This window comes from Ruegeria sp. BG7 (genome assembly GCF_056535685.1).
The window spans coordinates 1-24,586 of record NZ_JBQFIU010000003.1 but is presented as its reverse complement, the minus strand read 5'-3'; the positions used below and the strand labels follow the sequence as shown (position 1 = coordinate 24,586).

General features: G+C 54.6%; 28 protein-coding genes, 2 pseudogenes and 1 riboswitch. Of the genes and pseudogenes, 14 read left to right on the top strand and 16 right to left on the bottom strand.

The annotated features are described in order from the left end of the window. Positions 1-197 precede the first annotated feature (197 nt). Positions 198-1,151 carry a helix-turn-helix transcriptional regulator gene (locus tag ACR3EH_RS21165; RefSeq protein ID WP_171676703.1) on the top strand — a complete coding sequence of 318 codons (954 nt, stop codon included), beginning with the start codon at positions 198-200 and terminating at the stop codon, positions 1,149-1,151. A 417-nt stretch (positions 1,152-1,568) separates the two neighbouring features. On the opposite strand, the gene ACR3EH_RS21160 is transcribed toward ACR3EH_RS21165, so the two are convergent. The 3 genes from ACR3EH_RS21160 to ACR3EH_RS21150 all read right to left on the bottom strand — a co-directional run bounded on the left by ACR3EH_RS21160 (position 1,569) and on the right by ACR3EH_RS21150 (position 2,990). Continuing rightward, positions 1,569-2,066: a L,D-transpeptidase family protein gene (locus tag ACR3EH_RS21160; RefSeq protein ID WP_171676746.1), complete on the bottom strand. Its 498-nt coding sequence runs from the start codon at positions 2,064-2,066 to the stop codon at positions 1,569-1,571. A gap of 472 nt (positions 2,067-2,538) precedes the next feature. After that, a complete protein-coding gene (locus tag ACR3EH_RS21155; RefSeq protein WP_480634873.1) occupies positions 2,539-2,673 on the bottom strand; it encodes an iron dependent repressor, metal binding and dimerization domain protein in 135 nt (44 codons plus the stop codon). A 101-nt stretch (positions 2,674-2,774) separates the two neighbouring features. Further along, a complete protein-coding gene (locus ACR3EH_RS21150) occupies positions 2,775-2,990 on the bottom strand; it encodes a hypothetical protein (protein ID WP_480634872.1) in 216 nt (71 codons plus the stop codon). A gap of 116 nt (positions 2,991-3,106) precedes the next feature. Here ACR3EH_RS21150 and ACR3EH_RS21145 point away from each other — a divergent pair, with 116 nt between their 5' ends. The 4 genes from ACR3EH_RS21145 to phnE are packed head-to-tail and all read left to right on the top strand — an operon-like array spanning position 3,107 to position 7,330. Further along, positions 3,107-4,960: a cytochrome c peroxidase gene (locus tag ACR3EH_RS21145; RefSeq protein ID WP_170634649.1), complete on the top strand. Its 1,854-nt coding sequence runs from the start codon at positions 3,107-3,109 to the stop codon at positions 4,958-4,960. After that, the gene (locus ACR3EH_RS21140) at positions 4,960-5,820 is read left to right on the top strand and encodes a phosphate/phosphite/phosphonate ABC transporter substrate-binding protein (RefSeq protein ID WP_171676699.1); all 861 of its coding nucleotides are present in this window, start codon (positions 4,960-4,962) and stop codon (positions 5,818-5,820) included. Before ACR3EH_RS21145 ends, ACR3EH_RS21140 begins: the two co-directional genes overlap by 1 nt. Then, on the top strand, positions 5,817-6,587 hold the full coding sequence (locus ACR3EH_RS21135; protein WP_171676697.1) for a phosphonate ABC transporter ATP-binding protein: 771 nt from the start codon (positions 5,817-5,819) through the stop codon (positions 6,585-6,587). The genes ACR3EH_RS21140 and ACR3EH_RS21135 overlap by 4 nt, the downstream gene beginning before the upstream one ends. Beyond that, the gene (gene phnE / locus ACR3EH_RS21130) at positions 6,587-7,330 is read left to right on the top strand and encodes a phosphonate ABC transporter, permease protein PhnE (RefSeq protein WP_171676695.1); all 744 of its coding nucleotides are present in this window, start codon (positions 6,587-6,589) and stop codon (positions 7,328-7,330) included. The genes ACR3EH_RS21135 and phnE overlap by 1 nt, the downstream gene beginning before the upstream one ends. A gap of 202 nt (positions 7,331-7,532) precedes the next feature. On the opposite strand, the gene ACR3EH_RS21125 is transcribed toward phnE, so the two are convergent. Further along, positions 7,533-8,294, bottom strand: coding sequence for a transglutaminase-like domain-containing protein (locus tag ACR3EH_RS21125; RefSeq protein WP_171676693.1), 762 nt, complete (start codon positions 8,292-8,294; stop codon positions 7,533-7,535). A 97-nt stretch (positions 8,295-8,391) separates the two neighbouring features. After that, positions 8,392-8,820 (bottom strand): MerR family transcriptional regulator, encoded by a 429-nt coding sequence (locus ACR3EH_RS21120; protein WP_170424832.1) that lies wholly within the window; start codon positions 8,818-8,820, stop codon positions 8,392-8,394. Between the two features lie 177 nt (positions 8,821-8,997). On the opposite strand from ACR3EH_RS21120, the gene ACR3EH_RS21115 reads away from it, so the two are divergent. From ACR3EH_RS21115 to ACR3EH_RS21085, 7 genes are all read left to right on the top strand, one after another. Continuing rightward, positions 8,998-9,597: an SCO family protein gene (locus tag ACR3EH_RS21115; RefSeq protein ID WP_371810752.1), complete on the top strand. Its 600-nt coding sequence runs from the start codon at positions 8,998-9,000 to the stop codon at positions 9,595-9,597. A 5-nt stretch (positions 9,598-9,602) separates the two neighbouring features. Further along, positions 9,603-10,025, top strand: a complete 423-nt coding sequence (locus ACR3EH_RS21110; RefSeq protein WP_171676691.1) for a disulfide bond formation protein B — start codon at positions 9,603-9,605, stop codon at positions 10,023-10,025. After that, the gene (locus tag ACR3EH_RS21105; protein ID WP_171676689.1) at positions 10,022-10,681 is read left to right on the top strand and encodes a DsbA family protein; all 660 of its coding nucleotides are present in this window, start codon (positions 10,022-10,024) and stop codon (positions 10,679-10,681) included. Before ACR3EH_RS21110 ends, ACR3EH_RS21105 begins: the two co-directional genes overlap by 4 nt. A gap of 54 nt (positions 10,682-10,735) precedes the next feature. Then, on the top strand, positions 10,736-11,179 hold the full coding sequence (locus ACR3EH_RS21100; protein ID WP_171676687.1) for a copper chaperone PCu(A)C: 444 nt from the start codon (positions 10,736-10,738) through the stop codon (positions 11,177-11,179). After that, entirely contained in the window at positions 11,179-11,805 is a 627-nt protein-coding gene (locus ACR3EH_RS21095) for an SCO family protein (protein ID WP_171676685.1), read from the top strand. The genes ACR3EH_RS21100 and ACR3EH_RS21095 overlap by 1 nt, the downstream gene beginning before the upstream one ends. A gap of 292 nt (positions 11,806-12,097) precedes the next feature. Further along, the gene (locus ACR3EH_RS21090) at positions 12,098-13,168 is read left to right on the top strand and encodes a M23 family metallopeptidase (protein ID WP_480634871.1); all 1,071 of its coding nucleotides are present in this window, start codon (positions 12,098-12,100) and stop codon (positions 13,166-13,168) included. 99 nt (positions 13,169-13,267) lie between these two features. Further along, positions 13,268-13,432 carry a hypothetical protein gene (locus ACR3EH_RS21085; RefSeq protein WP_170481525.1) on the top strand — a complete coding sequence of 55 codons (165 nt, stop codon included), beginning with the start codon at positions 13,268-13,270 and terminating at the stop codon, positions 13,430-13,432. 52 nt (positions 13,433-13,484) lie between these two features. On the opposite strand, the gene ACR3EH_RS21080 is transcribed toward ACR3EH_RS21085, so the two are convergent. Beyond that, a complete protein-coding gene (locus ACR3EH_RS21080) occupies positions 13,485-15,134 on the bottom strand; it encodes a heavy metal translocating P-type ATPase (protein WP_480634883.1) in 1,650 nt (549 codons plus the stop codon). Beyond that, a complete protein-coding gene (locus ACR3EH_RS21075) occupies positions 15,082-15,816 on the bottom strand; it encodes a hypothetical protein (RefSeq protein WP_480634870.1) in 735 nt (244 codons plus the stop codon). The genes ACR3EH_RS21080 and ACR3EH_RS21075 overlap by 53 nt, the downstream gene beginning before the upstream one ends. Positions 15,817-16,004: 188 nt before the next feature. Between ACR3EH_RS21075 and ACR3EH_RS21070 the strand changes: the two genes are divergently transcribed. Further along, a complete protein-coding gene (locus tag ACR3EH_RS21070) occupies positions 16,005-16,277 on the top strand; it encodes a hypothetical protein (RefSeq protein ID WP_171676679.1) in 273 nt (90 codons plus the stop codon). A 42-nt stretch (positions 16,278-16,319) separates the two neighbouring features. Here the strand turns inward: ACR3EH_RS21070 and ACR3EH_RS21065 are convergent. The 4 genes and pseudogenes from ACR3EH_RS21065 to ACR3EH_RS21050 all read right to left on the bottom strand — a co-directional run bounded on the left by ACR3EH_RS21065 (position 16,320) and on the right by ACR3EH_RS21050 (position 19,351). Continuing rightward, positions 16,320-16,981 (bottom strand): annotated as a pseudogene (locus ACR3EH_RS21065) (L,D-transpeptidase). Positions 16,982-17,595: 614 nt separating this feature from the next. Further along, positions 17,596-18,141, bottom strand: a complete 546-nt coding sequence (locus tag ACR3EH_RS21060) for a c-type cytochrome (protein WP_171676675.1) — start codon at positions 18,139-18,141, stop codon at positions 17,596-17,598. A 38-nt stretch (positions 18,142-18,179) separates the two neighbouring features. Next, positions 18,180-18,647 (bottom strand): DUF411 domain-containing protein, encoded by a 468-nt coding sequence (locus ACR3EH_RS21055; protein ID WP_171676673.1) that lies wholly within the window; start codon positions 18,645-18,647, stop codon positions 18,180-18,182. A 74-nt stretch (positions 18,648-18,721) separates the two neighbouring features. Then, positions 18,722-19,351, bottom strand: a complete 630-nt coding sequence (locus ACR3EH_RS21050; protein ID WP_171676671.1) for a cation efflux transmembrane domain-containing protein — start codon at positions 19,349-19,351, stop codon at positions 18,722-18,724. A gap of 73 nt (positions 19,352-19,424) precedes the next feature. On the opposite strand from ACR3EH_RS21050, the gene ACR3EH_RS21045 reads away from it, so the two are divergent. Continuing rightward, positions 19,425-19,841, top strand: coding sequence for a MerR family transcriptional regulator (locus tag ACR3EH_RS21045; protein ID WP_171676669.1), 417 nt, complete (start codon positions 19,425-19,427; stop codon positions 19,839-19,841). Positions 19,842-20,337: 496 nt separating this feature from the next. Here ACR3EH_RS21045 and ACR3EH_RS21040 read toward each other — a convergent pair whose 3' ends face one another. The 5 genes and pseudogenes from ACR3EH_RS21040 to ACR3EH_RS21020 form a co-directional block, all read right to left on the bottom strand. Beyond that, the gene (locus ACR3EH_RS21040) at positions 20,338-20,946 is read right to left on the bottom strand and encodes a transglutaminase-like cysteine peptidase (RefSeq protein ID WP_480634869.1); all 609 of its coding nucleotides are present in this window, start codon (positions 20,944-20,946) and stop codon (positions 20,338-20,340) included. A gap of 203 nt (positions 20,947-21,149) precedes the next feature. Further along, positions 21,150-21,653, bottom strand: a complete 504-nt coding sequence (locus ACR3EH_RS21035; protein ID WP_171676556.1) for a hypothetical protein — start codon at positions 21,651-21,653, stop codon at positions 21,150-21,152. Between the two features lie 63 nt (positions 21,654-21,716). Next, positions 21,717-22,414 (bottom strand): annotated as a pseudogene (locus tag ACR3EH_RS21030) (CbtA family protein). Positions 22,415-22,418: 4 nt separating this feature from the next. Continuing rightward, positions 22,419-22,589, bottom strand: a complete 171-nt coding sequence (locus tag ACR3EH_RS21025) for a CbtB domain-containing protein (RefSeq protein ID WP_170481539.1) — start codon at positions 22,587-22,589, stop codon at positions 22,419-22,421. Positions 22,590-22,623: 34 nt separating this feature from the next. After that, positions 22,624-22,838, bottom strand: a riboswitch (cobalamin riboswitch). Positions 22,839-23,016: 178 nt separating this feature from the next. Further along, positions 23,017-23,352: a DUF1636 family protein gene (locus ACR3EH_RS21020; RefSeq protein ID WP_170481541.1), complete on the bottom strand. Its 336-nt coding sequence runs from the start codon at positions 23,350-23,352 to the stop codon at positions 23,017-23,019. Positions 23,353-24,586: the final 1,234 nt, after the last annotated feature.

Below are 24,586 nucleotides of genomic sequence, written 5' to 3'. Positions count from 1 at the left end.
GTTGCTCCAACCCTGCTCGTTGGTATGTTGCCAGCTTCGCAAATTCATGGGCCTCACCGGCAAGATTTTGCTCTGTTTCCGCCTCCAGAACAGAACTGTATACAAACCTATGATTGGCTACGGGAATTCCCGAGTGGTTTGTTCGGCTTTAGGTTGCTACTGGGTCGCGAAGGCGACGCGGAACAGAAAGACGACCTATGAAAATCGCAGATATTGGCAATTCTGAACTGGATTTCCGGCAAACCGGGGAGGCACGCCTCCAGGAGATTTGCCAAAGGTTTGGATTGGAAAATGCTTCCTATGCCCATATCGACAAACATCACAACGTTGTCCACGGCTGCACCACGTTTTCAGCCGAATGGGTCAGGTATTACGTTGACAACGATCTGGTTCTGGCCGATCCCCTCATTCGGTTTGGCGCCACAATGATCGCACCGATCGACTGGTCAGTGTTCGACAACCAGGCTGACTACGCAGCGCTTTTTGAGGCAGCCCGAAAATTTGGCGTTGGACGTAACGGTCTTTCCATTCCGGTTATCAACCCCTTCGGGGAGCGGGGCGTATTTACCGTCACGTCCAATGCTCCTCGCACCGAATGGGACGCATTGGTCGCGAAAATGCTCCCTGCCCTGCGCCATGAGGCACAGGTTCTGCACCTGCTTGCCCTAGATGTCATTGAAACTGTATTCAACTTTCCCTCGGATTCCCTGTCAGGCGATGAGCTGGATGTGTTGAAGATGCTCGCGTCGGGTTTGATACCGTCTGTCATTGCCAGGCAGACGGGGCATTCTTCGCGAATGTTAGAGGCACTGACTGCTTCAATCACCACCAAGCTCAAAAGCCGGACGATTGAACAAGCAGTGGCGCGGGCAGTCAGTACTGGATTTCTTAAGTGGAGCGATTTCTTTGCCGACCCTGTGGCCGAACTGGTCAATATGGAAAGTCAGCGACTATGCGGTGGGATTGTCCGTTGGGGTGGCAGGTCTCACGAGTTTATCGCTTTTGAAGACGGCAGACTGGTTCGGAACGCTGATAGCTTTCAGCCGGTCCAGATCACGGATCTCGCGAGAGAGTTTAACTTGAGTGCAAACGAGGTGGTCGAGGAACTTGCGTGTAACCGTGATCAAAGATTGCGGATTAGGTATCTCTGAATTCGGCTAAAACGCACTGCTTTGTCTTTGAAAAAGCCCGCAGGTGCATGTTTCACATAATTTACCTTACGCCGCTGTGCCACCGTAGTAGAGCTCACTCTAACTCTGGTTTCTAAATCTCCTATTCTGCTGAAAATGCGTCACGTTCAAAGCTTGACTACAGAGCCCTTAGACGCGAAGGCAGTAGACGCTGTCACCTTCGTTCGAACAGCCAAAAATTGGAGATTGAGGCCGTATCTCTGCAATGCCCTAGTATAACGGAGGATCTTGCCCAGCGTGGTTTCACAGGACGTGCTTACCAGTTCGCCGAAACAGCGAGTCTGGCGTTGGCCGTGAAAGCTCCAGTAATAGCTTCTGACGCCGTCAACGTAGCGCCAAGGCAAGTCCGCAATCGTTGTCTATTTGGAACCTGTCCCTCTATGAATAGATTTCGATTGGCGTTCCGTCTTTGACCATAGCGTAGATCTCTTCAATCTCCTGATCTGTGACAGCGACGCACCCTGCGGTCCAGTCACGCTTGTTCGTGGGATCAATTCCAGGGCGAGGGCCGCCATGTATAAAAATATCACCGCCCGGAGAACGACCCCGAGCTCGGGCAAACGCAGAATCCGCCTCGTTCGGATAAGAGATTCCGATTGAAAGATGGAAAAGACTTTCGGGATTGCGACGGTCAATTACATAGGAGCCTTCAGGTGTTCGCCCGTCTCCTTCGAATTGCTTGTGACCTTCGGGGGCAAATCCGAGTCCAATCGGAAAAGTTCGCAAGACACGCTCACTACCATCGAGGATAAGTAGGCGCTGCCCTTTGTATAGTCGAAGCCGAGTCACAACCGGCCCATTGTAAGTACGGAACTTGCTTGCACAGCCAGACAAAAAGGCGGCTATGCAGCCAGAGAGAAACAGACGTCTTTTCATAGGAACTGCTCGGCTCATTTTGATTTTTGTCAAAAGAATACCACTAAAGGCCAGTTGAACAAAGGTGTATTGGATCTCGCTAGGACAGGAACCGAAAACTAACTGATCAGTTGTGGCCACCTCGTCAGCAGTGCAATGAGTGCCACTTTGATTTCGACATATGTTATTCTTACGCAGTCTTTTAGTTTCGCCCATTCAGTATGGAGATCGCTGCTTTATTCAGATATTTTGCCGCTGGAAATCTTAACGCCGATTATTAAGTGAGCCAGATCGTCTACCGAATTGGATTCTTGTTCTAAGGGTTCGTTCACTACGCTGCACCTGTGTCGATTTTCAGGTACCACGTAGTTTCGTGCCGCGGGCCACTCACCCTCAGATAGCGTCACTATCTAGCTGCAACTTAGGACAATCTCTGTCGATCTGAAATTAGATCTGCCAAATTTCGCAAACATATTTGAGGCTCTATTTGCTTCTACTTTGCTTCATCGGCCCGCCCAACGAACCGTTCAAACACTGCAAGAGTTTCGTCACTTACATGATGCTCAATGCCTTCAGCGTCATGCTCTGCGACTTCCGGTGAAACGCCCAAGGCGATCAGGAACTCCACGACAATCCGGTGACGCCTTCTACAAGCTTCCGCCAATTGACGCCCGGCATCGGTCAGCTGAAGTGAGCGGTAGGGTATTTGCTCAATGAAACCCTCTCGTTTTAAACGAGCCAAATTCTTGAAACCGTAGGTTGGGTCACGCCCAATCGCTCGGCTATTTCGACCGGGCGCGCCGCGCCATTCTGATGGATCAGCTCCGCGATAAGTTCAACGTAGTCTTCAACCATTTCGCTTTGGTGGGCCTGTCGCACAGCCTCAAACCCGCTCGCCTGGGTATCAATACTACGATCTGAATTTACCGGTTTTGTTTCGGTCATCGGCTCATGATTACGTCGCTGGTCTAGTCTCCAGTGTATGCACCTGAAAGCCGAGCTTGACAATGAGCATGCCTTCATCATTAAATTAGACAAGGCTAACTTTAATAGACAGTGCTATGAAACATCTGATAGCGTCCACACTTCTTTGCGCACTGCCAGTGATCGCGGATGCCACGGCGATTGAAGAATCGCCTTGGGCCCCACGCGCTGCCGCGTATCGACTGACCTTGTTCATGGGGAACCTAACCCCGGTTCCCTGGGATGAAATTGAGAGGAGTTGGACTTCGCCCGCACCTGGCAGTGACATTCAGGTCGCTCCCCTATCACGCGTCTCCGACAACGAAGCGCTTGCGATCAACCAAGCTATGCAAGCCGAAGATCGGCAGGCGCTGTTCGAAGCAAGCACAACTGCCATTGCGGAGGGAATCCTGCGCCATCTGGATGTCGCAAAGACCGCGCTGGGTCAGCCTGAGGCGGCCCGCGAGGTCGCGCAAGCGGCTGCTCTGTTCCGCGCATTCGAAGATGGTATCAAGGCTGCGGACACGTCGGCGGCTCGCGACCTGGGTCGGGCATGGCTGGTTCTGAACTCCACCCTTGGCAGCGCAGGAGTACTGGGCAACGGCGCCCAAACGGTGGATGCCGACCAATTTGCAGAAGCTCAGGCCATTGTCGCTGCCTATATTCGTGCCAACTATCTGCCATCCGAGTATGCCCAACGCGACAAGTTAACACCGCTGCCTGAAACAGTTGTGCTTTCCGGCGAACAAATCACAATGCCCGCCACGCTGCCGCCAGGGTCAAACATCGGAGATCAGGCGCAGCTGCCGCGGCTGGTTCTTCAGTTTGAGGAGGCGGGTGAGGATGAAGCTAATCTACCGCTGGTGGCCTACGGTGACATGCTGTTCGACAGCCCCGAAATCTTCGGCGGCCCGGCGCGTGAGTTGGGCATCGCCTGCTCGACCTGCCACAACCGCTCCGACGTGAACCGGGATTTCTTCATTCCGGGCCTTTCATCCCATCCGGGTGGGATGGATGTGGACGGATCGTTTTTCAATCCAATGTTCAATGACCGGACCGATGATCACTTGGACACGCCTTCTATGCGTGGCATCCGCTTTACCGCACCTTATGGCCGCGACGGGCGCGAACCCAGCCTGCGCCGGTTCATCCGAAATGTGATTGTGACCGAATTCGCGGGAAAGGAACCAACGCCGTTCCAACTGGACGCGCTGGAAGCCTATGTCAAACAGTTCGACTTTCTTCCCAACCCAAAGATCGACCGGTCCGGCAAGCTGACCGATCTGGCGTCAGATGCCGCCAAGCGCGGGGAGTTGCTGTTCAACACCAAATTTGCCGGACTTGGTGACAAATCCTGCGCTTCGTGTCACACGCCTGACCGTCAGTTCCGCGATGGTCTGACCTACGACATCGGCAGCGCTGAACCACCATTCCCCGGCGGCACGGCTTCTGCGTTCGAAACCCCGACGCTGCGCAACGTCAATTTCACTGCACCTTACATGCATGACGGATCGCTGCCGACGCTGGCCAGCGTTGTTGACTGGTTCAATGATACCAAAAATTTGGGTTTGGACGAAGCACAGCGCGCAGATCTGACGGCCTACGTCGAAGCTGTTGGAGACGGTGAAGACCCCTATCAAGTATTCGAAGGTCGCAACAGCGTATTCCGCTTGTCCTGGGAAGAGCTGACGACATTCGCCAGTACGCTCGATACCCTGCTGCCGATGCAGGATGCCGAAAACATAGCGGTTCTGATCGACACGGTAGCTCCTGATCTGGCCGCGGATGCCAGTGTCATGGTCAATCAGAACGCCAAGCCCGAAATCTACGAATTCGCCGCGATCCTGCGAGCGGTTGGCGATGCCAGCGCCGAAGGAAACTGGACCGAAGCCATCCGCCAGTGGGAACTGTTCAAGTCCATGCAGGCCGAAATTGACGAGAGGATGTTCTGATGTTGTCGCGCCGCAATTTTCTGGTCGCTGCAGCCGCATCTGCAGCCATGCCCGTAATGGCTGCAACTGACCAGGGGCTGAAGCTGGCCTTCATCCCGCAGGAGAACCCCGAAAAGCTGTTGGGTGACATCAACGTCATCACCGGCTGGCTTTCAGAGCAGATGGGCGTCCCGGTCACGGGGTTTGTCACGTTCGACCACGCTGCTGCCGTTGAGGCGCTGCGCAACGGTGATGCCGATATCTCGTTCATGGGAGCGTTGCCCTTTGTGTTGGCCGAAGACCAGATCGGCGCCGTACCGCTATTGTCCGAGGTTTATCGCGGGCAACCCAGCTATTCGGGCCGGGTCTTCGTGCGGCGTGACAGCGGAATCGAAACGCTGGCCGATCTCCGGGGACGTGACATCGCCTTTTCCGATCCGGTCTCGGAATCCGGTTACATCTATCCGCTTGATCTGTTTGTGCGCGCCGGGCTGTTCGCGGGCACGGGCGATGCCGACAGCTTTTTCGGGCAGAAATTCTTTGCTGGCGGATATCAGCAAGCGATGCAGGCCATGGCCAACGGACTGGTCGATGCGGCAGGCGCAAGCCAGTATGCCGATCTCTATCTGACCCCGGATCAGCAGGCCGAGGTCAAGGTGCTGGCGGAATCAGAACAAATTCCCAGCCACGCAATCATTGCCCGCCCTGATCTGGACGCCGGGCTGCAGGCAAAGTTCATTGAAACCATGCTGCGCCTCAACGAGAGTGAGAACCGTCATCTGTTGGCCTACCTCTATGGCCCGGATGGCTATCTTCCTGCTGATCCATCGGTTTACGAGGGCGTGCGCGAGACTGCGCGGCGGTATGGGTTTCTGAAATGAACCCTGTAGTTTCACTCAACGCGGTATCGCAGCACTTTGCCAGTGCGGCAGCTCTTACAGATGTTTCAATATCAGTGCAGCCCGGTGAAAGCGTCGCGCTACTCGGTCCTTCGGGTGCGGGCAAATCAACGTTGCTGGCGTTGTTGGACGGTCGTTTGAGCGGTTGGCAGGGCGAGGCTCAGGTTTTGGGCCAGCCACTTTTGGCAACAGGAATTCCATCCCGCGAGGACCGTGCCAATACTGGCTTTGTCTTCCAGGAATTCGCATTGGTTGATCGGCAGAGTGTTTATCAGAATGTGATGAACGGTCGGATGGGCCGGATGAATATCTGGTCCTCACTCTGGGGTCGGTTCCGGGAAGAGGACCATATGTGCGTGACACGAGCGCTTCAGGATACGGGGCTGTCCGATCTGGCAAGCCGCCGTGCCGATCAGTTGTCGGGTGGACAACGGCAGCGCGTTGCGATTGCCAGATGTCTGGCACAAGAACCCGAGTTGATCCTTGCGGATGAGCCCGTCAGCAATTTGGATCCTGCTCACGCCGAACGAATTCTGAGCCTGATCACCAGCTCTGCACGTAGCCGCGGAATCGGCGTCATTTTCAGTTCGCATCAGCCAGACCTGTCGCGCCGCTTTGCTGAGCGCATCATAGGCCTGCGAGATGGCGTGGTATTGTTCGACAAACCGTCGGCTCAATTGACCAACGGGGACATCGATGAACTGTATCACGGTGCCGGTGTCACATCGGGGCTGCGTGTAGTCAGTTGATGGGCCGATCTGTCATTTGGGTCATGCTGGCACTGGCGATCCTATGGTCGTTGACCAGCGGGGATATGGGATTGGGCAAGCTGCCAGGCGCGGGCCCCCGTCTGGCAGAGTTTCTGGGGCGTATGATTCCACCTGACCTGTCCGTTTGGCGCGAGGTTCTGACGGGGCTGGCCGAGACACTGAGGATCGCCATTCTGGGAACATTGTTTGCTGTAATCCTGTCCGCGGGACTGGCCGTTCTGGCGTCTGAAACTATGGTGTCACCAGCGATCTGGCGTCCCGTCCGTGCCTTGCTTGCGGTTATCCGTTCGATCCCGCTGATCCTGGTCGCTATGCTAATGGTGGGCGCTGTTGGGTTGGGTCCACTTCCCGGTATTCTGGCAATCACATTTCACGCGACCGGCATGTTGGCAAAGTTCTATGCGGAAGCCATCGACAACGTTGCTATCGCTCCTGTGGCGGCGCTTGAAAGCGCGGGAGCCAACAGAATTCAACAGTTGCGTTGGGCGATCTGGCCGCAGATGGCGCCTGTGATCATGCGCGATACCGTATTTCGGTTTGAACTAAATCTGCGCGAAAGCCTGATACTGGGCATTGTCGGTGCCGGTGGCATCGGGTTGTATGTGCAAACCTATGTACGGTCGTTTCAGTATGAAAAGGCTGCGACCGTGACGTTGGCAATCATTGTTCTGGTTTTATTGTCAGAGGCGCTGAATACGGCCTTGCAAAAACGATTCAACTAAGCCGGAATTTCCGAATTCTCCAAAGAAAAGGCTCGCGTCTTTCCTTTTCTTCCATCGCGGTTGAAGGTTGGATGCTTCGCTTGAAACCGGGACGGTGTAGTCTGCTACACACGCCCTCACGCTGGTTTGTTAAAGCCTCAAGCTTGCTTGATTGATTGAAAATCGCCTGCGTTGAGGAAAATTCTTGGTTCCAATCTAGCGTTCAAACGGATTCACCGCTGTTTCCATGGGAATGTGTTGCCGAAACAATTGCTACCAGCCTGCCAGTGCGTAGTGCTCTGACACGTGCGTTCATCCAATGCCTCACGACGACTCGGTACATCAGTTCACGGAAAAAGCCAAAGTTCTGCCTGTGACGGACATAGAAGGAGTCAGGGGAGTCAAAGACCCCAAAATCCTGCACGATGCCGTTTCTTTGAATGTATGTGTCACGGCCTTCCCATTCGACCTGGGGATCGCTCAGGCAATCCGTCCCCACACCATACCCACACAGGCTTTCTGTTTTGGGAAATGTCTGCTGCAACACGCGTAAGAAAAGCTCATCCAGAATAAAGCCTTCCAGCTTTAGCCACGTACCCTCTGCTTCGACTTCGACCCATGAATGCACAATCTCCGTCGGCGCCATCGGATAGAAAAGCTCGGGAACCACACCCCTCTGCAATTCTTTGTGGATCGTAAAGCCATGCAAACGGCATCGGATACCGCTGCCGCGAAACAGTGCCATCAGAAGAGTGCCCTTGGTATTGCATTGCCCATAGCCATTGGCGAGTACCTCTGACGCCGGGATATCGTCTGCACGGTTGTAACCAAAGGCAATCTCGTTACGCACGAAATCATAAATAGCGCCAATTCGATCCAATACAGGCAGATCGGGCCAGCTCCGTTCAGTTATGAGCCCCAAAATTGCGGGTGTTTCAAAATCAAGCAGAGGTGTGGCGGTTAGCAACGGGTCTCGGTTCAGCATTTGGTCTCTCGTCGAATCAACTCAGAAAGACTTGTAATTGCTATAGTGACTATAGCTTCAAGAGGCTAATTCCAGTTCGCAATAACGCTGCCCGGAGTTAGGCGCCGATGTCTTCGTGATCAGTAAGACATTCGGAATGATCGCGTAGAACTTCGAGAACGCGACAATCCGAGGTGTTGCCGCCACTGCATTCATGCACCATGCGCTCTAGCTCGGTCCGCAACGCTTCTAGCCGCGCCATTCTTTGCTCAATCTGTTTGAGTTGTCGGCGCGCGATACTGTCGGCTTCATGACATGGGCGATCCGGATCGTCGGACAAATCAAGCAGTTCGCGTATCGCCTCAAGCGAAAACCCCAATTGGCGGGAATGACGGATGAATGCAAGGCGATCCAGTTCGGCATGGCCGTAACGCCTCTGGCCACCTTCGGTGCGCCCCGGTTCCGGCATAAGTCCGATCTGCTCGTAGTAGCGGATCGTCTGAACCTTGGTTCCGGTCTTTTTTCCAAGCGTTCCGATCGTCAGCATCTGGGTCTCCTTACAAAGCTACAGCTTATGTAGGCTCGGGTTGACGCCGCACAATAGCACCTTCTAGACGGTGGACCTGTGACACCCAGCCGCAGGCTCAAAATCCCCTTTGAACCTCTAGCAGGTAGAGGGTGTACATGCCGTTCTGAACCAAGAATCACAGGCGGACGGCTAACTTTGAAACTGACCGTATTTCAAAAAATCTTATGGGTACTGGCTGGTGTCGCAACGGTGGCATTTGCCTATCTGATGCTGTGGTCAGAATATAGACCTGCGCGGATTGAGGAGGGGTCTGTTCCGTTCGAAGCCAGGTTCGAACTGACAGATCACTCTGGTGTTGTCCGTACCCAGAACGACTTTGCAGGCAAGTGGATGTTGGTGTTTTTCGGTTTCACCAACTGCCCCGACGTTTGCCCTACAACACTGTCCGAGGTGGCAGCAGTGCAGGAAGGTCTGGGAAATCAATCAACCCAAGTGCAACCTATCTTCATATCCATCGACCCCGAGCGCGACACTCCGACCGTCCTGGCCGAGTATATACCACTTTTCGATGCGGGGATCATTGGGCTTACAGGCACGCCAGAACAGATTGCGCAAACGTCCAAGACCTTTCCGATTTTCTACGAACGGATCGAACAAGCCACTGCGCCGGACGGTTATACGATGGGGCATACCTCTCATCTGTTTCTGTTCAACAAGGACGCTGGATTCGTTCAGTCCTGGTCATATGGCACGCCTGCCGAAGAAATTCTTGCGGATCTGAAACAGAGACTCTGAGCACCATGTCCCGGTTTTCCAAAGATACACTTCTTGGCCTGGCCTGGGCGATTGCCCTGGTTGCGTCTCTTTCTGTTCTGTTCATTGGAGAGATCCTGGGGCAGACGCCCTGTGTGCTGTGCTGGTTCCAGCGTGCGTTCATGTTCCCATTGGCGATCGTACTGGGGCTTGGCCTGTGGTGGCAGGACCAGAACGTGGGCCGATATGGGATAGCACTGGCATTGGGGGGCGCTGCTGTCGCCTTGTGGCACATGGGCCTGTATGCTGGTCTAATCCCCGAAAAAATCCAACCATGCTCGGCCAGTGGTCCGTCCTGCACGGACGCAAATCAAAGTGTTTTGGGCATCCCGATTCCGCTGATGGCGCTCGTTTCATTCGCGCTAATCGGCGTTCTGTGCGCCCTTTCACTCAAGGAGAAACAAGTATGAACAGACGTGGCCTGATTTTGTCCGTTCTCGCATTCGGTGGTGCCGGATTCGGAGCCGCTTCCTGGTACGTGAACCGAACGACCGCTTCAGGCAATACCGAGCCTGTCGCACCCGAAATCGCTGAAACACTTATCCGTTCCTACTCGCCTGTTCTCGGCCCAAAGGACGCACCGGTTACAATCGTCGAATTTTTCGATCCGGCTTGTGAAGCCTGCCGCGCCTTTCATCCGGTCGTGAAGGACATCATGGCACAGCATGGAGACGCCGTGCGCGTTGTGATCCGGTACACCCCTTTCCATGGCGAGGGCTCAGAGGAGGCGATCCGCGTGCTTGAAGCGGCACGCATGCAGGGGGTCTTTGAACCAGTGCTGGAAGCCGTGTTGCGAGAGCAGCCCAAATGGGCCGCGCATGGTGCGCCTGAACCTGGTCTTATTATTCGAATTGCAGCAGCAGCGGGACTGGATGCCGAGGCCGCGCAGGCACAAATGCTCGCACCCCAGACAGTCGGTGTGCTCAATCAGGATCGCGCTGATGTCGAAGCGGTCGGTATACGGCAAACTCCGACATTCTTCGTCAATGGCAAATCTCTGGATCCGTTTGGTGAGGCTGAATTGAGACGCCTGGTCGCTGCAGAAGTTGCAGCACTGCAAAGCTGAGCAGTAGCGAGAGGTACTATGAGACTCACTGCAAAAAATACATTTCCAGCAGGAATGCTAAGTGCATTCGGTCTGACGGCCATTCTATCGGCACCGGTACTGGCAGGGGTCGATGATGTTGTCGTTGAAGATGCCTGGTCGCGCGCTTCTATTGGTACCAACCGACCTGGCGTCGCTTACATGACGATCCGCAACACCGGCAACGAGGCCGTAACGCTGACGTCTATCCGCACCGATCTTGCGATGATGCCCGAGATCCATCAGACATCGACCAATGCAGAGGGCGTCAGTTCCATGGCACCAGCTGGCGAGCTGGAAATTGCGCCGGGCGGTTCCGTAGCGCTTGAGCCGGGCGGGCTCCACGCAATGCTCATGCGGCTGCAACGCCCTATGACCGAAGGCGAGAGCTTTACGCTGACTCTTATCTTTGCCGATGGCGCAGAAAAGACTGTCAACGTGCCGATATTTGGCATTGCTGCGCGAGGCCCTGGGAACTGATGCAGCGGCGACGCGTTCTCAAATTCGGGGCTGCTGGACTTGGTGTAATCGGCCTGACACTCTTTGCTGGATGGTGGCAAGTGGATGGGCCGGGAGCGGCTCAATCTGATCGCCTTCGTCCCCTTGCGTTGTCGGGCATGAGTTTTCGCATGGTCGATCACGAAGGGACTACCGTCACCCCGCAATCGCTGGTCGGACGTGCAACAATGGTGTTCTTCGGCTTTACCTACTGTCCGGATGTTTGCCCGACGACACTCTCAGATATTTCCCTCTGGCTGGATGATCTGGGCAATGACGCGGATGAGGTGAACGTCGTGTTCATAACTGTAGACCCTGAAAGAGACACCGTTGAAGCCATGGCCGATTATGTCAGCTACTTTCATCCGGCAATTCGCGGATGGGTCGGCGTTTCGGACCAAATCGCTCAGGCCGCGGACGATTTTCGCGCCACTTATGAAAAAGTTCCAATGGAAGATGGCGACTACACAATGAACCACACTGCAAGTGTATTTCTGTTTAGCCCCACAGGCGAATTTGTCAGCACCATCGACTATCATGAGCAGAAAGAATTCGCTGTACCCAAGATCCGCCGCGCTTTGAAAAGTGGAGCGGATACAACATCATGAACGCACGATTTCTAGCAACCTCGGCGATCGCGATCAGCAGCGTCTCGATTGCTTCGATCATGTTCATTGCCTCGAACAGGTCTGAAATGACGGCGCCTGCGCCCACGGTCTTTCAGGTGCCCAAACTTCCTGCGGAACCGCAGATCACATCGGCTCCGTTGCTGAACGTACCATCGGCAGAACTCGCTCCAAGCCCCGTATCGATCGACCTGCTCAGCCGGAACCCATTCAGGCAGAGGAACCTTTGCCACCTGTTGAACCACCTTCACGAACATGGACGCGCGAGCTTGCAGTGGGTGACACACTCGACAGTATGCTGTCTGACGCGGGGATCGACGCAACCGATCGCGCCGAAATCGCACTTGCACTTGGCGCTGAATACGACTTGCGGCGCTTGCGGCCGGGTCACTCGATAACAGTCGTTGCAACGGCAGCGGATCAACTGCGGAGTGTGGAGCTCGCCGTGGACGATGGCGTGAGAATTGAAGTGACACTTAGCGAGACGTTGTCCACGCGCGTGGTCTCACCGGAACCCGACACTGTCATTCTGGCCCGCAAAACAGAGATCGAAACTTCGATCTCAAATGCTCTGAGCAGCGCAAAGATCCCGGTTCGTTTTGCGGTGGATCTCGCTCAAATGCTGAGCGGCACAGTGGATTTTCGACGCGATCTGACCGGTGGCGAAACGCTTCGGCTTCTCTGGCGTGAAAAGAGCATTGATGGCGAGAAGGTAGGCCAGTCCGAGCTCATTTTTGCGGCGCTGGAAGTTGATGATCGGCTTTACGAAATAGCATGGCCAGACGACGACAACGGTCGCGCCACGATCTATGTTGATGGTGAACTTCTTCGTGTCTTTGCCCAACCCGTCGAAGGCGCGCGCCTGAGTTCAGTCTTTGGTCGGCGAAAACACCCGGTCTACGGCAATGTGCGGATGCATACAGGTGTCGATTTTGCTGCTGCACGCGGCACGCCGGTACATGCGACAGCTCCGGGCCGGGTATCCTATGTTGGTTGGCGCGGGGGGTATGGGCGTGTGGTGGAAATCGCTCATGGATCGGACACGGTCACGCGATATACGCATCTTAGCGCAACCGCCGAAGGTCTATCCAAAGGTCAGCGCGTGGAGGCTGGCGAGATGGTTGGCCGTGTCGGGTCGAGCGGCACTGCGACCGGCCCCAATCTTCATTATGAAGTATTGGTTGACGGGCGCCCAACGGACCCGCTTTCTGACGATCGACTTGCTGCCGCTGCGAACAACGAGGTTGAAAGCGAAGCAGCGCGAAAACGCTTAAGAAATGCTCGGGCACAGCTTGAGGAACAGCTGGGCAATCCCGTCGCAAAAAAACGCGAATCTAGTTCGTGAGAGTTTCTTAAAACGGCTTCAGGAGCGCGGCTATCAGTTTGCAGGTATGCGCGCCTGAAGCGGACTGCACTCCAGAAGAACCAAATCAGAGGATGTAAAATGATGGCAATCGCGGGGGCCTTGGTTGGCGCCGTTTGGGGTGGGGTCCTGGCAAAGCGCCGGAATGGCAACAGCCTTGATATTCTTCAATACGCTACAGGATATGCCATCGCTTTTGGCCTGGTGGCGTTTTTTCTTTCGATCGCAGTTGTGCGCCTGATGTAACGCGCCAGTAAGCGAGGCGAAAGCCGGACACCTTGAAGTCCGGCTTCCACTCTTATGTGGTCGCAGCGCCTATTCCCTGCGAGCCAAGGGTATTTGCCGCAGTCTGGGCGGTGTGATCTTCCGGAGCTTTCAGAAGCCGTAAGGCATTGGCCACGACCAGCAAGGACACTCCGACATCCGCGGCGATTGCCCCCCACATGGACGCCAAACCAAAACCCGTCAGAGTGACAAACAATGCTTTGGTCGCAAGTGAGAAGCCGATGTTCTGACGGATGATCGACATGGTTCGACGTGAATGGTCGATCAGCCAGGGTACTTTAGCGATGTCATCAGTCATCAGAGCAATGTCTGCGGTCTCAATCGCAGCATCAGACCCAACTGCACCCATCGCAACTGCATAATGTGCCCGAGCCATCGCAGGCGCGTCGTTGACGCCATCGCCGATCATCGCAACCATCTCGTGCTGTTCTGCCAGTTCCTCAATCGCAGCGACCTTGTCTTCCGGTAGAAGCTGAGCCCGGACTTCGTCGATACCGACTTCGGCTGCCACCGCTCTCGCGGTTTGTTCGTTGTCACCTGTCAGCATGATGATCGACTTCACGCCCTGCGCGTGGAGCCGGGCCACAATGTTTCGGGCTTCGGGGCGAATGCGGTCCCGCAGCTCAAGCAAGCCGGTGACTCCGTTCTCATCCCCGACAACCACAAGTGTGCTTCCCGCGCTCTCAATTTGGTTGCGCAATTCGGCAGGGATGGACGCGCCAAAGCCCTTCTCTTCAGCGAAGCGGTCGGAGCCAAGCCAGATACCTCCGCGCTCGGTGCGGCCGTCCAGACCACGACCGGGAACGGTCTGGATGTCTGCAGCCGCCGATATCGAAATGTCGGTCTGTTCTGCCCTGGTCAAAATGGCGCGGGCCAGCGGGTGTGAAGATCGAACCTCAAGGCTGGCAGCGCTTGCCAACAGCTCCTGCTCGGATGCGTCGCCCAGCGGATACACATTGGCCACTTCGGGCTCGCCCATGGTGATCGTGCCGGTCTTGTCCATGGCCAGTGCGGAGGTACGCCCGGGGGCTTCGATATATGCACCGCCCTTAATCAGAACCCCGGCCCGGGCCGAAGCGGTCAAAGCCGCAACGATTGAAACCGGCGTCGAAATGACGAGTGCACAGGGGCAGGCGATAACCAGAAGAACAAGTGCATTGTAAAACCAGAAGCCCCACGATGCGCCAAATGCAAGCGGCGGGATCAGGGCGATAGCCACTGCGACGACCATAACGATGGGCGTATAGATTCGCGCAAATTTCGTAACCCACTGCTCAACCGGCGCACGGCGAGCATGAGCATCACCGACCATCCGGATGATCTTGGCAAGCACGGTATCGGACGCTGTTTTCGTTGCACGTATTTTGAGGGTGCCTTCACCATTGATTGTGCCGGCATAGACCTCATCACCCAGCTCTTTGGGAATCAGCGCGCTTTCACCTGTGATTGGAGCCTGGTCAACGGCACCCGCCCCTTCGATGACTTCGCCGTCAAGTGGAATGCGATCCCCACCCCGAACGATGAAGCTGTCGCCGACAAAGACATCCGCCGCCGGGACCGTTGCCTCTGAGCCGTCAGCACGAACCAGCCGAACCGTCGGGGGGGCCAGATCAAGCAGCGCGGATACCGCGTTCCGAGCACGTCCGACACTCCAGCTTTCCAGATAAAGAGAGAGCGAAAAGAAAAAGCCACAGTTGCCGCTTCAAAAACTCACCCAGAGCGATGGCACCAGCGACGGCAACAACCATCAGAAGGTTCATATCCGGCGAAAGTCGATGCGCCGAAGACCAGGCCTTGGGGGCCACCAGCCAGACGCCAAACAAGATCGCGACTGCGAACAAAGAGGCCTCGGCTAAAGGCATCGGAACCTCACCATGTCCCGAAAACAGCCCGAGCGCACCGCCCATGCCTGTTTCGAAAATGTGCCAACCAAAACCTGCCGCCCAAAACCCTCCGCTGAGTGCGGTGAACCGCCGCTGCCGCGCAATATGCGTCGCCTGATCCTGGGCGGCATTTCCGTCATCCCAAGGTTTGGCGGTCATACCGGTGCTGGCAACCAGCAGCATGACATCTTCGTCAGATATCTTGGCAGAACTTTCAAGAAGCGTCATTCGACCGTTGATGACATCAAAAGCGAGATGCTCTTCACCACCAACTTTCGGGCCGATAACCCGGTTCAGGATCGCAACCTCTTCGGCGCAATCTAGGCCAGAGACCTGAAAGCTTCTGCCACCTTCGGGAATCGGACCGGAGGGCGCGATGTCACCACACCCGCTACTGCCGCACGCGTTGTGACCTTGTATATTTTCGTGGCCATGGTCGTGGTTGTGGGTATCGGATGACATAGTTAGACCTCAAGAATCTCTGCGGTCCTTTGCAAATAGTTCCTACAGCAACTAGAGCTTCAATACCTTTTTCAATCTTTTTCAATCCGGTTCGTTGCCCGCGATATTGATGCTTCATTCCTTCTTGCGGGCTGGCCGTGTGGGTGCAACCTAGTTGCAGAAGACGTAAAAAAATTTGGAACAGGTCAATGCTGAAACGGATCGCAATTACCATCACGTTAGTCTCGATTACTGCCGGTTGCTCAGCCCAATTCACAGAGGGCAAGAGTAAAGCACTCGAACCAGGCAATCTGCCAGATTCGGTCGTTGCGCTGGCAGGGCCGGGGCAGGATCTGGCTACGGCACGCCTTTTACCAGATGACAATTGCTTCTGGTATGAGCACAGCGGACCTGTCGAGACGACATTGGTACCACTGCGCGCGACGAATGGCGCTCCGATCTGCGCTGCGCGCGACGCCTGATCAAAAAAGAGAGCAGCGAAGTCCGTATACGCTGCCCAATATTTAAGAGCGGGCTTTGACGCTATCTTCGGCCGAGTATAGAAAAGCGGTCGAGCCGATTTTTACATTTGGGTAGAGATCATTGATATGAGCCATGATCATTCTCACACATCCAGAACTTGCGCGACCACCGATGCTTCTGGGCTGAGGTGTGCCGTGAATTCTGAGATATGTATCTCGACCCCCAACGTATAGGTAGAGAGCTCGAGAGCCGAGAGCATTACTTGGCCCGGGTTCCATGCCATCCCGGAATTCCGCGTATTCGGGGTTGCGCTCGATCATTGAAGCCGTTGGCGTCCAATGTGGCCACTCGACCTTGCGCCGGATAGCATAGGTACCGGGCTCGTAAAGATTCCACGCGCGATCGCTACGCCATAGCGCATTGCTGTCCCGCCTTCCTCGATATGGTAAAGATAGCGCGCGACGGCATCGACATGGATGTCACCAGGAACCAAACCATCATTTGCTACGACACGTCGTGGTAAAAAACGGTCATGAACGCCCCATGGATTTGAGGTCGCTGGATCGTAATCAAATGGCGTGACCTGGCTGTCCCAATAGGTCTTTTGCGACGAGGTTGGCCATGTTTTGGCGATCAATGGACTGGCCGCAGACGCCGAGAACAGTGCTGTGGTTGATTGAATGAAATGGCGCCGTGTCAGCATAAGCCTCGTCCTGGTTCACAAGTGTAATGTGGTTGCATCGCCTTTTTGCGATCAAATTCGAGTCTTAAAGCCTCTAGCAGCTAGAGCTTCAAGAGGTTTTAGGCAACACTTGGTTTATCCAGTCGATCATGTTGCCGGTTGCGCAACCACTGCTTTGATCGAGTTTGCTTTGGATTTGGTAATAAATACAACTGCAAGAACCGAAATTTCTATTGTAGCCGCTACATAGCCCAATTGGCCCTAAGCTGCGTATTTGGGCGTTATGAGGAACACGACGTGAACACGCAGCTATGATGTGTAACTTTTGAGTCTGCGAGGCTTGAAGACTGTCACATTAGGGAGAAATCGACCCATTTGAGACAGCATAATTCGTCACATTCGCATGTCTCCTACGGGTCTACCTTTTTGTGACGCGATACTGACAGCCGCCGTTCGCTCATGGCGCGGCGGATTAAACGATAGAGCCCTAACCTGCTCGTGCTGCGACGTACATAAATGTCTGCTTCCGTGAAACTTACTAGAATGGCGCATTGTCAGCTTTATGCCTGCTGAGAATTGTCGTCATTGTATCGACAGCAAAAACACTCATCAAAAACCAACAGATTGACGACAGATCAAGGGAACCCCGCACGCATATAAACGATGATCTTCCAAATGTCTTCTTCGCTCAGCGCTTCCTTGAAGGCTGGCATGTCTGTTCCGAAGCGTTCGCCGCCCTCGGAAATTGCCCAAAGAAGGTACTCGTCCCCCGACATCGGCATCTGAACGAACCACCGTAGGAGAGCGGGAGAGGGCACGAGCGAACGTCCGGCTTCACCATCGCCCAAGCCCTCAGCTCCATGACAGCTTGCGCAGTTTTCCGTGTATAGCGTCTTGCCCTCCGAAACATTCTCGGGCGTTGCACGAATGGTGCTCCGAGCCCCGCGGTAGGCTGCGGGCACGTCCTCGTTCATATACGTCCAATGTCGTTGCATGCGCTGCTGCTGGCCAGGCCCCATATTGCCGTGCCCCCAACCACGCATGTGCTCAGACCTCATGTGGTTAGATCCCATTGGCCCGTGACCCCACCAATCTCCTCGTTGTTGTTGTGCGCAACCCACTGTAGCAATGGTGATAGACAGAACGCTCAAGGCAAGAGTGCGTAATCCAAGCTTCGTCATCTTCTCCTCCTTACTGTTTCCGCTCGATGAACGTCGCCTCAGGCCGCTTCGTAACTCTTGAACACCTCGGTGCTACCGTCCTTGAGGATCAAAAACACGTCGTAGGCCTCACGACGATCTTCCGGCCCCATCCCAGGGGAACCGTAGGGCATGTCAGGAACAGCAAGTCCAACAGCATTGGGTTGCTCCTCCAGCAGACGACGAATGTCGGCAACAGGCACATGCCCCTCGATCATATAGCCATCGATCTCGCCTGTGTGGCAGGACATCATTTCTTCGGGAATGCCGTTGTCCAATTTGTGGCGGACAAGCTGTGTTCCAAAGCTGCGCTCCTCGGTAACGCGAAAGCCTTCCTGCCGTAGGATGTCGATCCAAACCTGGCAACAGCCGCAGTTCGGATCCTTGAGAACATGGATGGAAGGCGTGTCTTGCGCAAACACGGCAAATGGTACTGTGCTGGCAAAGCCAGCGGCGTAAGTCAGTACTTGGCGGCGTTTCAGGTCCATAGTGAGAGCCCTTTGTATTTCCAACTCAATTGAGTCAATTTCGCATCATTCGAGATCAAAGGTCATGATCCACGTCAAACATGCTGATGTTCGCCAACTTCCCGGCGCTCGGCGAGCGCTTGGCGCACGATCTGGAAAGCAGAGGAAAGAAACAACGTTGCCATGACCGCCGCAACAATCAGGTCAGGCCAACCGCTAGCTGTGCCCCAGACGCCTAAAGCTGCAAACATAACGGCCACATTGCCAATGGCGTCATTACGCGAACATAGCCAGACAGAGCGCACATTTGCATCGCCGTCCTTGTAACGGACGAGCAAGAGAACACTTGCGAGATTGGTCATAAGAGCGAAAAAGCCAACGATGCCCATGATCTCGGCCTCCGGCACTCCGACATAGAACACCCGGTACACGGTCGATCCAAACACCCAAAGACCCATCAGCAGCAAGCTCACCCCTTTGGCCAGAGCGGCATTGGTGCGTGCACGGATTGAAGCCCCGATCACTGCCAGCGAGATACCGTAGGTCAAAGCATCCCCAAGGAAGTCTAGAGCGTCGGCCTGAAGTGCCTGAGACTTTGCATAGTGACCAGCAGTCATCTCGACGACGAACATCGCCGCGTTCAGAGCAATGACAATCCACAGCCGCCTTTTGTAGTCGTCTGATACCCCGTCGAATTTGGCGTTGTGTGCGCAACATCCTGACATTGGGAAGCCTTTTTGTATCTGTCGTAACCATAGTGTAGTGTCTCTAGTTACTAGAGGTTCAAGAGGTATTTTCATGTTTTCTATCGGGGAGCTTTCCAAGCGCACGAAGGTCAAAGTTCCGACTATCCGCTACTATGAGGAGATGGGCCTACTTGCCGCACCAGAACGCACCGAAGGCGCCCAACGGCGCTACGATATGGCAGGGCTGGAGCGTGTAAGTTTCATCAAACATGCGCGCGATCTTGGTTTCTCAATTGAAGCGATCTCCGAATTGATTGTGCTTCAAGGCCACCCGGATTGTTCATGCCAAGCCGCGACGGACATCGCCGTCTCACAACTTTCCGAAGTAAGAGCAAAGATCAAACGACTACGGGCACTTGAAAAAGAGCTAATTCGGATTTCGAAGGGCTGTGATAACGAGGGGGGGTCAGAGAACTGCTATGTACTCGCGTCTCTTGCCGATCATAAACTGTGTCACCACGATCACTAAACTATGAGCGGACATTGCTTTAGTCGCTGCGAAAGACTGTTTTGTCCGCTCTGCGTAAGCTCATGCGTGGTGCCGCGAATGACCAAAGTTACACATCTTATTCTCTTGTTCCACCTGACGCTCAAATACGCAGCTTCGGGCCAATTGGGCTTACATGTTTTCGATTTCCGGCGATGCAAGCCAAAGGAATAAGACGGGGAATCGGCGCGGTGAGCTCAATGGTGCCAATTCCGTAAATGACCCATTTCCGTGAGCGTTCAGTCGCGAGTCAGGAGATCTACCGTTAGGCGCCGGGTGAGGCTTTGGGAGAAAGAAAGTGCATATCGAACCGGGCATCGTGAACGGCGCCAAAATCGCGCTTTCCAGTGTTGCCGCCGCAGGCCGGTTACTTACACGGTGAAGTCTGATCGAAAGAAAAAGCGGAGACCTCAACTGAACGCCGCAAAGAACCAGAAGTTAAAGGGCCAGTGCTTATTGTGGCGCGCCACATTTACTTTTAGCCGTTAGCAATCTGCACCCAACGGTCAGGGTGAATCGGGTCCTGTATTCGAAGGAATAGATACTTTGTTTCCTTCCACGTTTTGATCCTGTTGGTAACATTGTCCAGAACCAAATCGCCTTCACTCGAGCGATAGACTAGAACAGCATGGCCACTGCGATTGGTGTCCAAGACAGTTGCAATTAGTAGCTTCGTAGGATCCAAACCGTTCTGCACAAGTTCAAACTTCTTTTGCAAAGCGAAGTCTTCGCAATCTCCTGATCCATGTGTCGGCAGGGTCCAGTACTCCTTTGTACCATATTGGCTTTGATCCGAAACGGCGCGAATCCTCCGATTGACGCGCATGTTGATCGTTTTAACGATCTGCTTTTCCTGCGCCTCGGACAGTCCAGAACTACGAGTTTTCGCGCACGCCCAAGAGTAATCATTGCATAGTGATTTGGCCCCCGACGGCGCTTCAATCTTTCTATCAAGATCGATGAAGGGAAGCTCAGAGGCTTGCAATGTAGCGGTAGAGACAAAGTAACTGCATATGAAACCGGCTATCGATAGATAAACCGGTATCTTTTCCGAAAACCGTTCCTGAGCTAAAGTGGGTTTTGTCATATCTGCCTTCCCCATGCTCAGTTTTCCAGTGCATCCGCAACTGCCGGACCAAGAGTACTCTATCGCAAGCCTTCATGTTCTGCGGTGCTTTGCAACAGCTTGTCTGTTCTTGGATACAGAGCGGCAAAAACCCGCACGCACGCTGTACTTGCCGCTTTGACCTGCTGAACCCACGTAGTTGTCTTCTCAGCCAGGAATGTCACTCAGGAGTCATCGCCGTCAGGCTGGACGGTCACTTTGGCCTCTACGGGCACACCCTCAACCATCAGAGGGCTGTGGCTGTTGCCATTGAGAGAAACTTTTACCTCAACATTGCCATCGGGGAGCGACGGAAGGTGTAACCAATTGGCATAAAGGCGGCCCAGCTTTTCGCCGTTGATATAAACATGCGCGTGACCTTCGCCTGGAACGTCAGCCGAGGAAGCATTTTCCGGAGCAAAGCGAAAGTTCTGCGGTGTCACACGCAGATTCCAGCCCGCCATAGGATCCTTAATCATCTGGATCGCCACACTGGGGGCGTCGCTGTCGGCAGGTAGATTAGTGGCCGCGGAGTGGTCGTGCGCTGCCATCTCCATGTTGCCGCCATGTTGGGCCGGGTCAGTATGATCATGGCTCTCAAAGGTGCTACCGCTGCTGGCGGCAATCACAAAGCCAGCACCGCCGCCAAAGACAAGTCCGATGGCAAAGAGAGCGAGAGAACGGGACATCTTGTCATCCTCAATAAAGAGCCCCGCCGGTGTAACCAGCGGGGTAGCAATGGAGGAGCGCGATCAGACTGCAGCGCCTGCGCGCTTGCCTTCTGTCTGCCAGAAGTAGCCGGTGAAACTGCCCAAGAGTGCCCAGGCGGCCATGCCGATGCCGAAGGCCCGGGCAGCAAAAGCGCCCCGATCTCGGTCGGAACCGGCCCAGAGAAACTGTCGGGCTCAGGGGCCCCGATAATATGCGGTACCATTAGCAGCACGGCCGCAATCAGGTAGCTTACCAGGTTACCTCCAAAGGCAATCAGCCACATGGCCACGCCGGCTGCGGCAACGGTGACCGTCCACCAGATCTGACGCTCTCCGACATCTGCTGCCGCCACTCCGGGAACTTCTGGAGCCAGCGACAAGCCAGGAGCAAAGTGGAAGGCGACAAAGCCCGCAAGACCCCAAAGCAGGCCGGTGCGGCCGTTGATTTCATGCCCCTGACGTTCGGCTACCGACATCAAAGCCGCCAGGACTAGCGCATAACCAGTGTACGTAAGCGTGGTGAAGATAATGCTGAGACCATCGCGCATCGGCTCGGCGAACATGCCGGGCAGGTCGGGATGCGCAGTTACCGGATCAGCGCCAAAATGTACCAGGTCGCCGCCTTCATAGAGCTCGGCGTGAAGTAGCACGGGCTGCACGAAATACAACTGCAGAAGGGCGGCAATCAGCCCCGCTGCAGCACCAGCGAACAAGCCGCTGGTCAGAATACGACTGAACATTGTCTTAGTGGCAGGGGAAGCCAGTTGCGTGGCGCACATCATGAGCCGCGTCATGCAGGCCAGAAGCCTGAACATGGCCAGTCACGGTAATGATCCCCAGACCCAGAACCACGGCGAATACTGCAGGCAGAAAGGATGCGCCAGCGGCGGATGCCTTGATCGTTTTTGTCGTCATTTTAATCCTCCTCACCGTCACACCCGACGGCATAAGTTGTGTCCATTCTACGGCCGGTCTCCTGACTCGCAGGTCACAGCAGACTTCCCCCTTCCCGGCGCCATTACGCCAGTGGTATTGGAAGGCCGCTCGCCGCTCACAGTCGCGGGGCGGTCAAGGCTTCAGTGCAGTAGTTTAATGCACCGTCCTCATTCCCGTTTCAGTCCCAGTGCGTAAGCACCTTTGGACACCGTAGAAGCCTTTATTCTTCCATAGTGCTGCGTTCCGTCAAGTACGAAAGCGACATCATAGCATTCTGCAGCGGTTAATCTTAAGTAATGGCAGGATTGGTTTAGATTTTAGCCGCTAAGTGCAGGCTAAGTCGAAAAACACAAACTGTAAGCTGAAAACTCCACACCGGAGTTTTGGCCGGCAAGTTGCATGTGGGCTATCTTTTTTGTGCCGGTATACGTGCAATCGCCTTGAAACGTAGCTTACCTAGCTTCCTGGCGTCAGCGAAGTCGCCGTCAGTACTGTCCTCATACATCCGCATGAAAATCATTATGTCCGGAAGATCGACTGCAGTAATCTCTCCGAACAGATAGGCGGTCTTGCCGCTTTGTCGCACCGCCAACGTCTGTGGTCGGCGACAACCGGACATGCAATCTACTTGCTGCAACTCGGCTTGCACCCCCGATGCCTCCAGCGTTGCGGCTAGCTGATTATAAAGGGTGGAATCCGCGTCGCGGCAGGTTCTGCAAAGCGTGAGGGTAGGCAGGCACATGCGTCAGGCTGATCCTTGATCGAGAACTTCCATCTGAGATTTCATATTTGCTGGTCGGTTGTTAGCTCGGTTTCAATACCTGTTTTGACTCTAAATCTGGAAAAGAGTCTATACTCGAGCAACAAGCACACATTAGCCCTAGCCCTCTAAAACTATGCAAATACACCGAGTGCGAGACGGGGATTTGGCAGAGCGAAGAAGCAACCATCAGACGAAGAGATTTCCAAGTTTCTATGTGAGATTGAGCTGAAGCAGGTGGTAGGCGATGAAGTGGAACAGCTCACGCGAAACATCTTTGTTCTTCAATAATCTGAAACAGCATTGCCTCCGGGATCGGCTCGCCATTACACGCCTATTTTCAGGTCCGCGCGCACCGCGCCAAGGTGAATTCTGGGACGCGACAGGTTCTTGTAGCGCGTAACTAGGTTCGTTCTATCGTCATTTACAGTCCAGATCCGGGACATATAGCGGGGTTCGTGCTTGATCGTTACCACGACCGATCATGGGACTGAATGCGTCGCGCCAACTGACGACATTCAAAAGAAAGTTCGCTGATGCGAAACGCCTAGGCATCAAAAACTTTTCTGTCTGCGTCACCAGAACTGAGGATCGCCCAAGCTGCCATCGGTGCTCGCCGCAACCCGCTGTGACGGGTGTTGTGATAACGGCATATCTCCGGGTGCAGCCAGTCTTCGAACTCCTCCAATGTCATCGACGCAGTGCCGGAGCCGTCGCATTTCCCCTTATCCTTGGGGGATGATTGCGTTCTTCCTAAAGTAGATGAACGGCCTCCATGGTCGTCCTAATCAGGCGTTCGATATCGTCGCCGTAATGCGCTCGACCCAGTGGCCTTTACTTGACGGAGATACCCCAATCTGAGCAGGTCAAATGGAAGGTTTCGCTGCGGAAACGCGCCCATTGTCTACGTGTATGGCTTGCGGAATCCCAGCGGTGGGCCAATACAACACCTCGGAGATATCTGGCGCGCGGATCGAATTCGTTCACACGCAATGGTGCAAACACAAGCAGATGGACGAGTCGGACGGAGCAACGAAACTCAAATATGCGCCCAGAACAATGCAGGTCGTGACATCAATTGCGAGAGGCAACCAATGTTTACCCAACGGTTTAGCCGCTAGAAACCTGCACCCAACGGTCAGGGTGTAGTGGGTCCTGTATTCTTAGGAAAAGATACCTCCGTTTCCTTCCACGTTTTGATCCTGTTGGTAACATT

Bases quoted from the DNA above. Each gene is read 5' to 3' on its own strand.
- ACR3EH_RS21165 (WP_171676703.1), top strand. From the start codon at position 198: ATGAAAATCGCAGATATTGGCAATTCTGAACTGGATTTCCGGCAAACC.
- ACR3EH_RS21160 (WP_171676746.1), bottom strand. From the start codon at position 2,066: ATGAAAAGACGTCTGTTTCTCTCTGGCTGCATAGCCGCCTTTTTGTCT.
- ACR3EH_RS21150 (WP_480634872.1), bottom strand. From the start codon at position 2,990: ATGACCGAAACAAAACCGGTAAATTCAGATCGTAGTATTGATACCCAG.
- ACR3EH_RS21145 (WP_170634649.1), top strand. From the start codon at position 3,107: ATGAAACATCTGATAGCGTCCACACTTCTTTGCGCACTGCCAGTGATC.
- ACR3EH_RS21140 (WP_171676699.1), top strand. From the start codon at position 4,960: ATGTTGTCGCGCCGCAATTTTCTGGTCGCTGCAGCCGCATCTGCAGCC.
- ACR3EH_RS21135 (WP_171676697.1), top strand. From the start codon at position 5,817: ATGAACCCTGTAGTTTCACTCAACGCGGTATCGCAGCACTTTGCCAGT.
- phnE (WP_171676695.1), top strand. From the start codon at position 6,587: ATGGGCCGATCTGTCATTTGGGTCATGCTGGCACTGGCGATCCTATGG.
- ACR3EH_RS21125 (WP_171676693.1), bottom strand. From the start codon at position 8,294: ATGCTGAACCGAGACCCGTTGCTAACCGCCACACCTCTGCTTGATTTT.
- ACR3EH_RS21120 (WP_170424832.1), bottom strand. From the start codon at position 8,820: ATGCTGACGATCGGAACGCTTGGAAAAAAGACCGGAACCAAGGTTCAG.
- ACR3EH_RS21110 (WP_171676691.1), top strand. From the start codon at position 9,603: ATGTCCCGGTTTTCCAAAGATACACTTCTTGGCCTGGCCTGGGCGATT.
- ACR3EH_RS21105 (WP_171676689.1), top strand. From the start codon at position 10,022: ATGAACAGACGTGGCCTGATTTTGTCCGTTCTCGCATTCGGTGGTGCC.
- ACR3EH_RS21100 (WP_171676687.1), top strand. From the start codon at position 10,736: ATGCTAAGTGCATTCGGTCTGACGGCCATTCTATCGGCACCGGTACTG.
- ACR3EH_RS21095 (WP_171676685.1), top strand. From the start codon at position 11,179: ATGCAGCGGCGACGCGTTCTCAAATTCGGGGCTGCTGGACTTGGTGTA.
- ACR3EH_RS21085 (WP_170481525.1), top strand. From the start codon at position 13,268: ATGATGGCAATCGCGGGGGCCTTGGTTGGCGCCGTTTGGGGTGGGGTC.
- ACR3EH_RS21075 (WP_480634870.1), bottom strand. From the start codon at position 15,816: ATGTCATCCGATACCCACAACCACGACCATGGCCACGAAAATATACAA.
- ACR3EH_RS21070 (WP_171676679.1), top strand. From the start codon at position 16,005: ATGCTGAAACGGATCGCAATTACCATCACGTTAGTCTCGATTACTGCC.
- ACR3EH_RS21060 (WP_171676675.1), bottom strand. From the start codon at position 18,141: ATGACGAAGCTTGGATTACGCACTCTTGCCTTGAGCGTTCTGTCTATC.
- ACR3EH_RS21055 (WP_171676673.1), bottom strand. From the start codon at position 18,647: ATGGACCTGAAACGCCGCCAAGTACTGACTTACGCCGCTGGCTTTGCC.
- ACR3EH_RS21050 (WP_171676671.1), bottom strand. From the start codon at position 19,351: ATGTCAGGATGTTGCGCACACAACGCCAAATTCGACGGGGTATCAGAC.
- ACR3EH_RS21045 (WP_171676669.1), top strand. From the start codon at position 19,425: ATGTTTTCTATCGGGGAGCTTTCCAAGCGCACGAAGGTCAAAGTTCCG.
- ACR3EH_RS21040 (WP_480634869.1), bottom strand. From the start codon at position 20,946: ATGACAAAACCCACTTTAGCTCAGGAACGGTTTTCGGAAAAGATACCG.
- ACR3EH_RS21035 (WP_171676556.1), bottom strand. From the start codon at position 21,653: ATGTCCCGTTCTCTCGCTCTCTTTGCCATCGGACTTGTCTTTGGCGGC.
- ACR3EH_RS21025 (WP_170481539.1), bottom strand. From the start codon at position 22,589: ATGACGACAAAAACGATCAAGGCATCCGCCGCTGGCGCATCCTTTCTG.
- ACR3EH_RS21020 (WP_170481541.1), bottom strand. From the start codon at position 23,352: ATGTGCCTGCCTACCCTCACGCTTTGCAGAACCTGCCGCGACGCGGAT.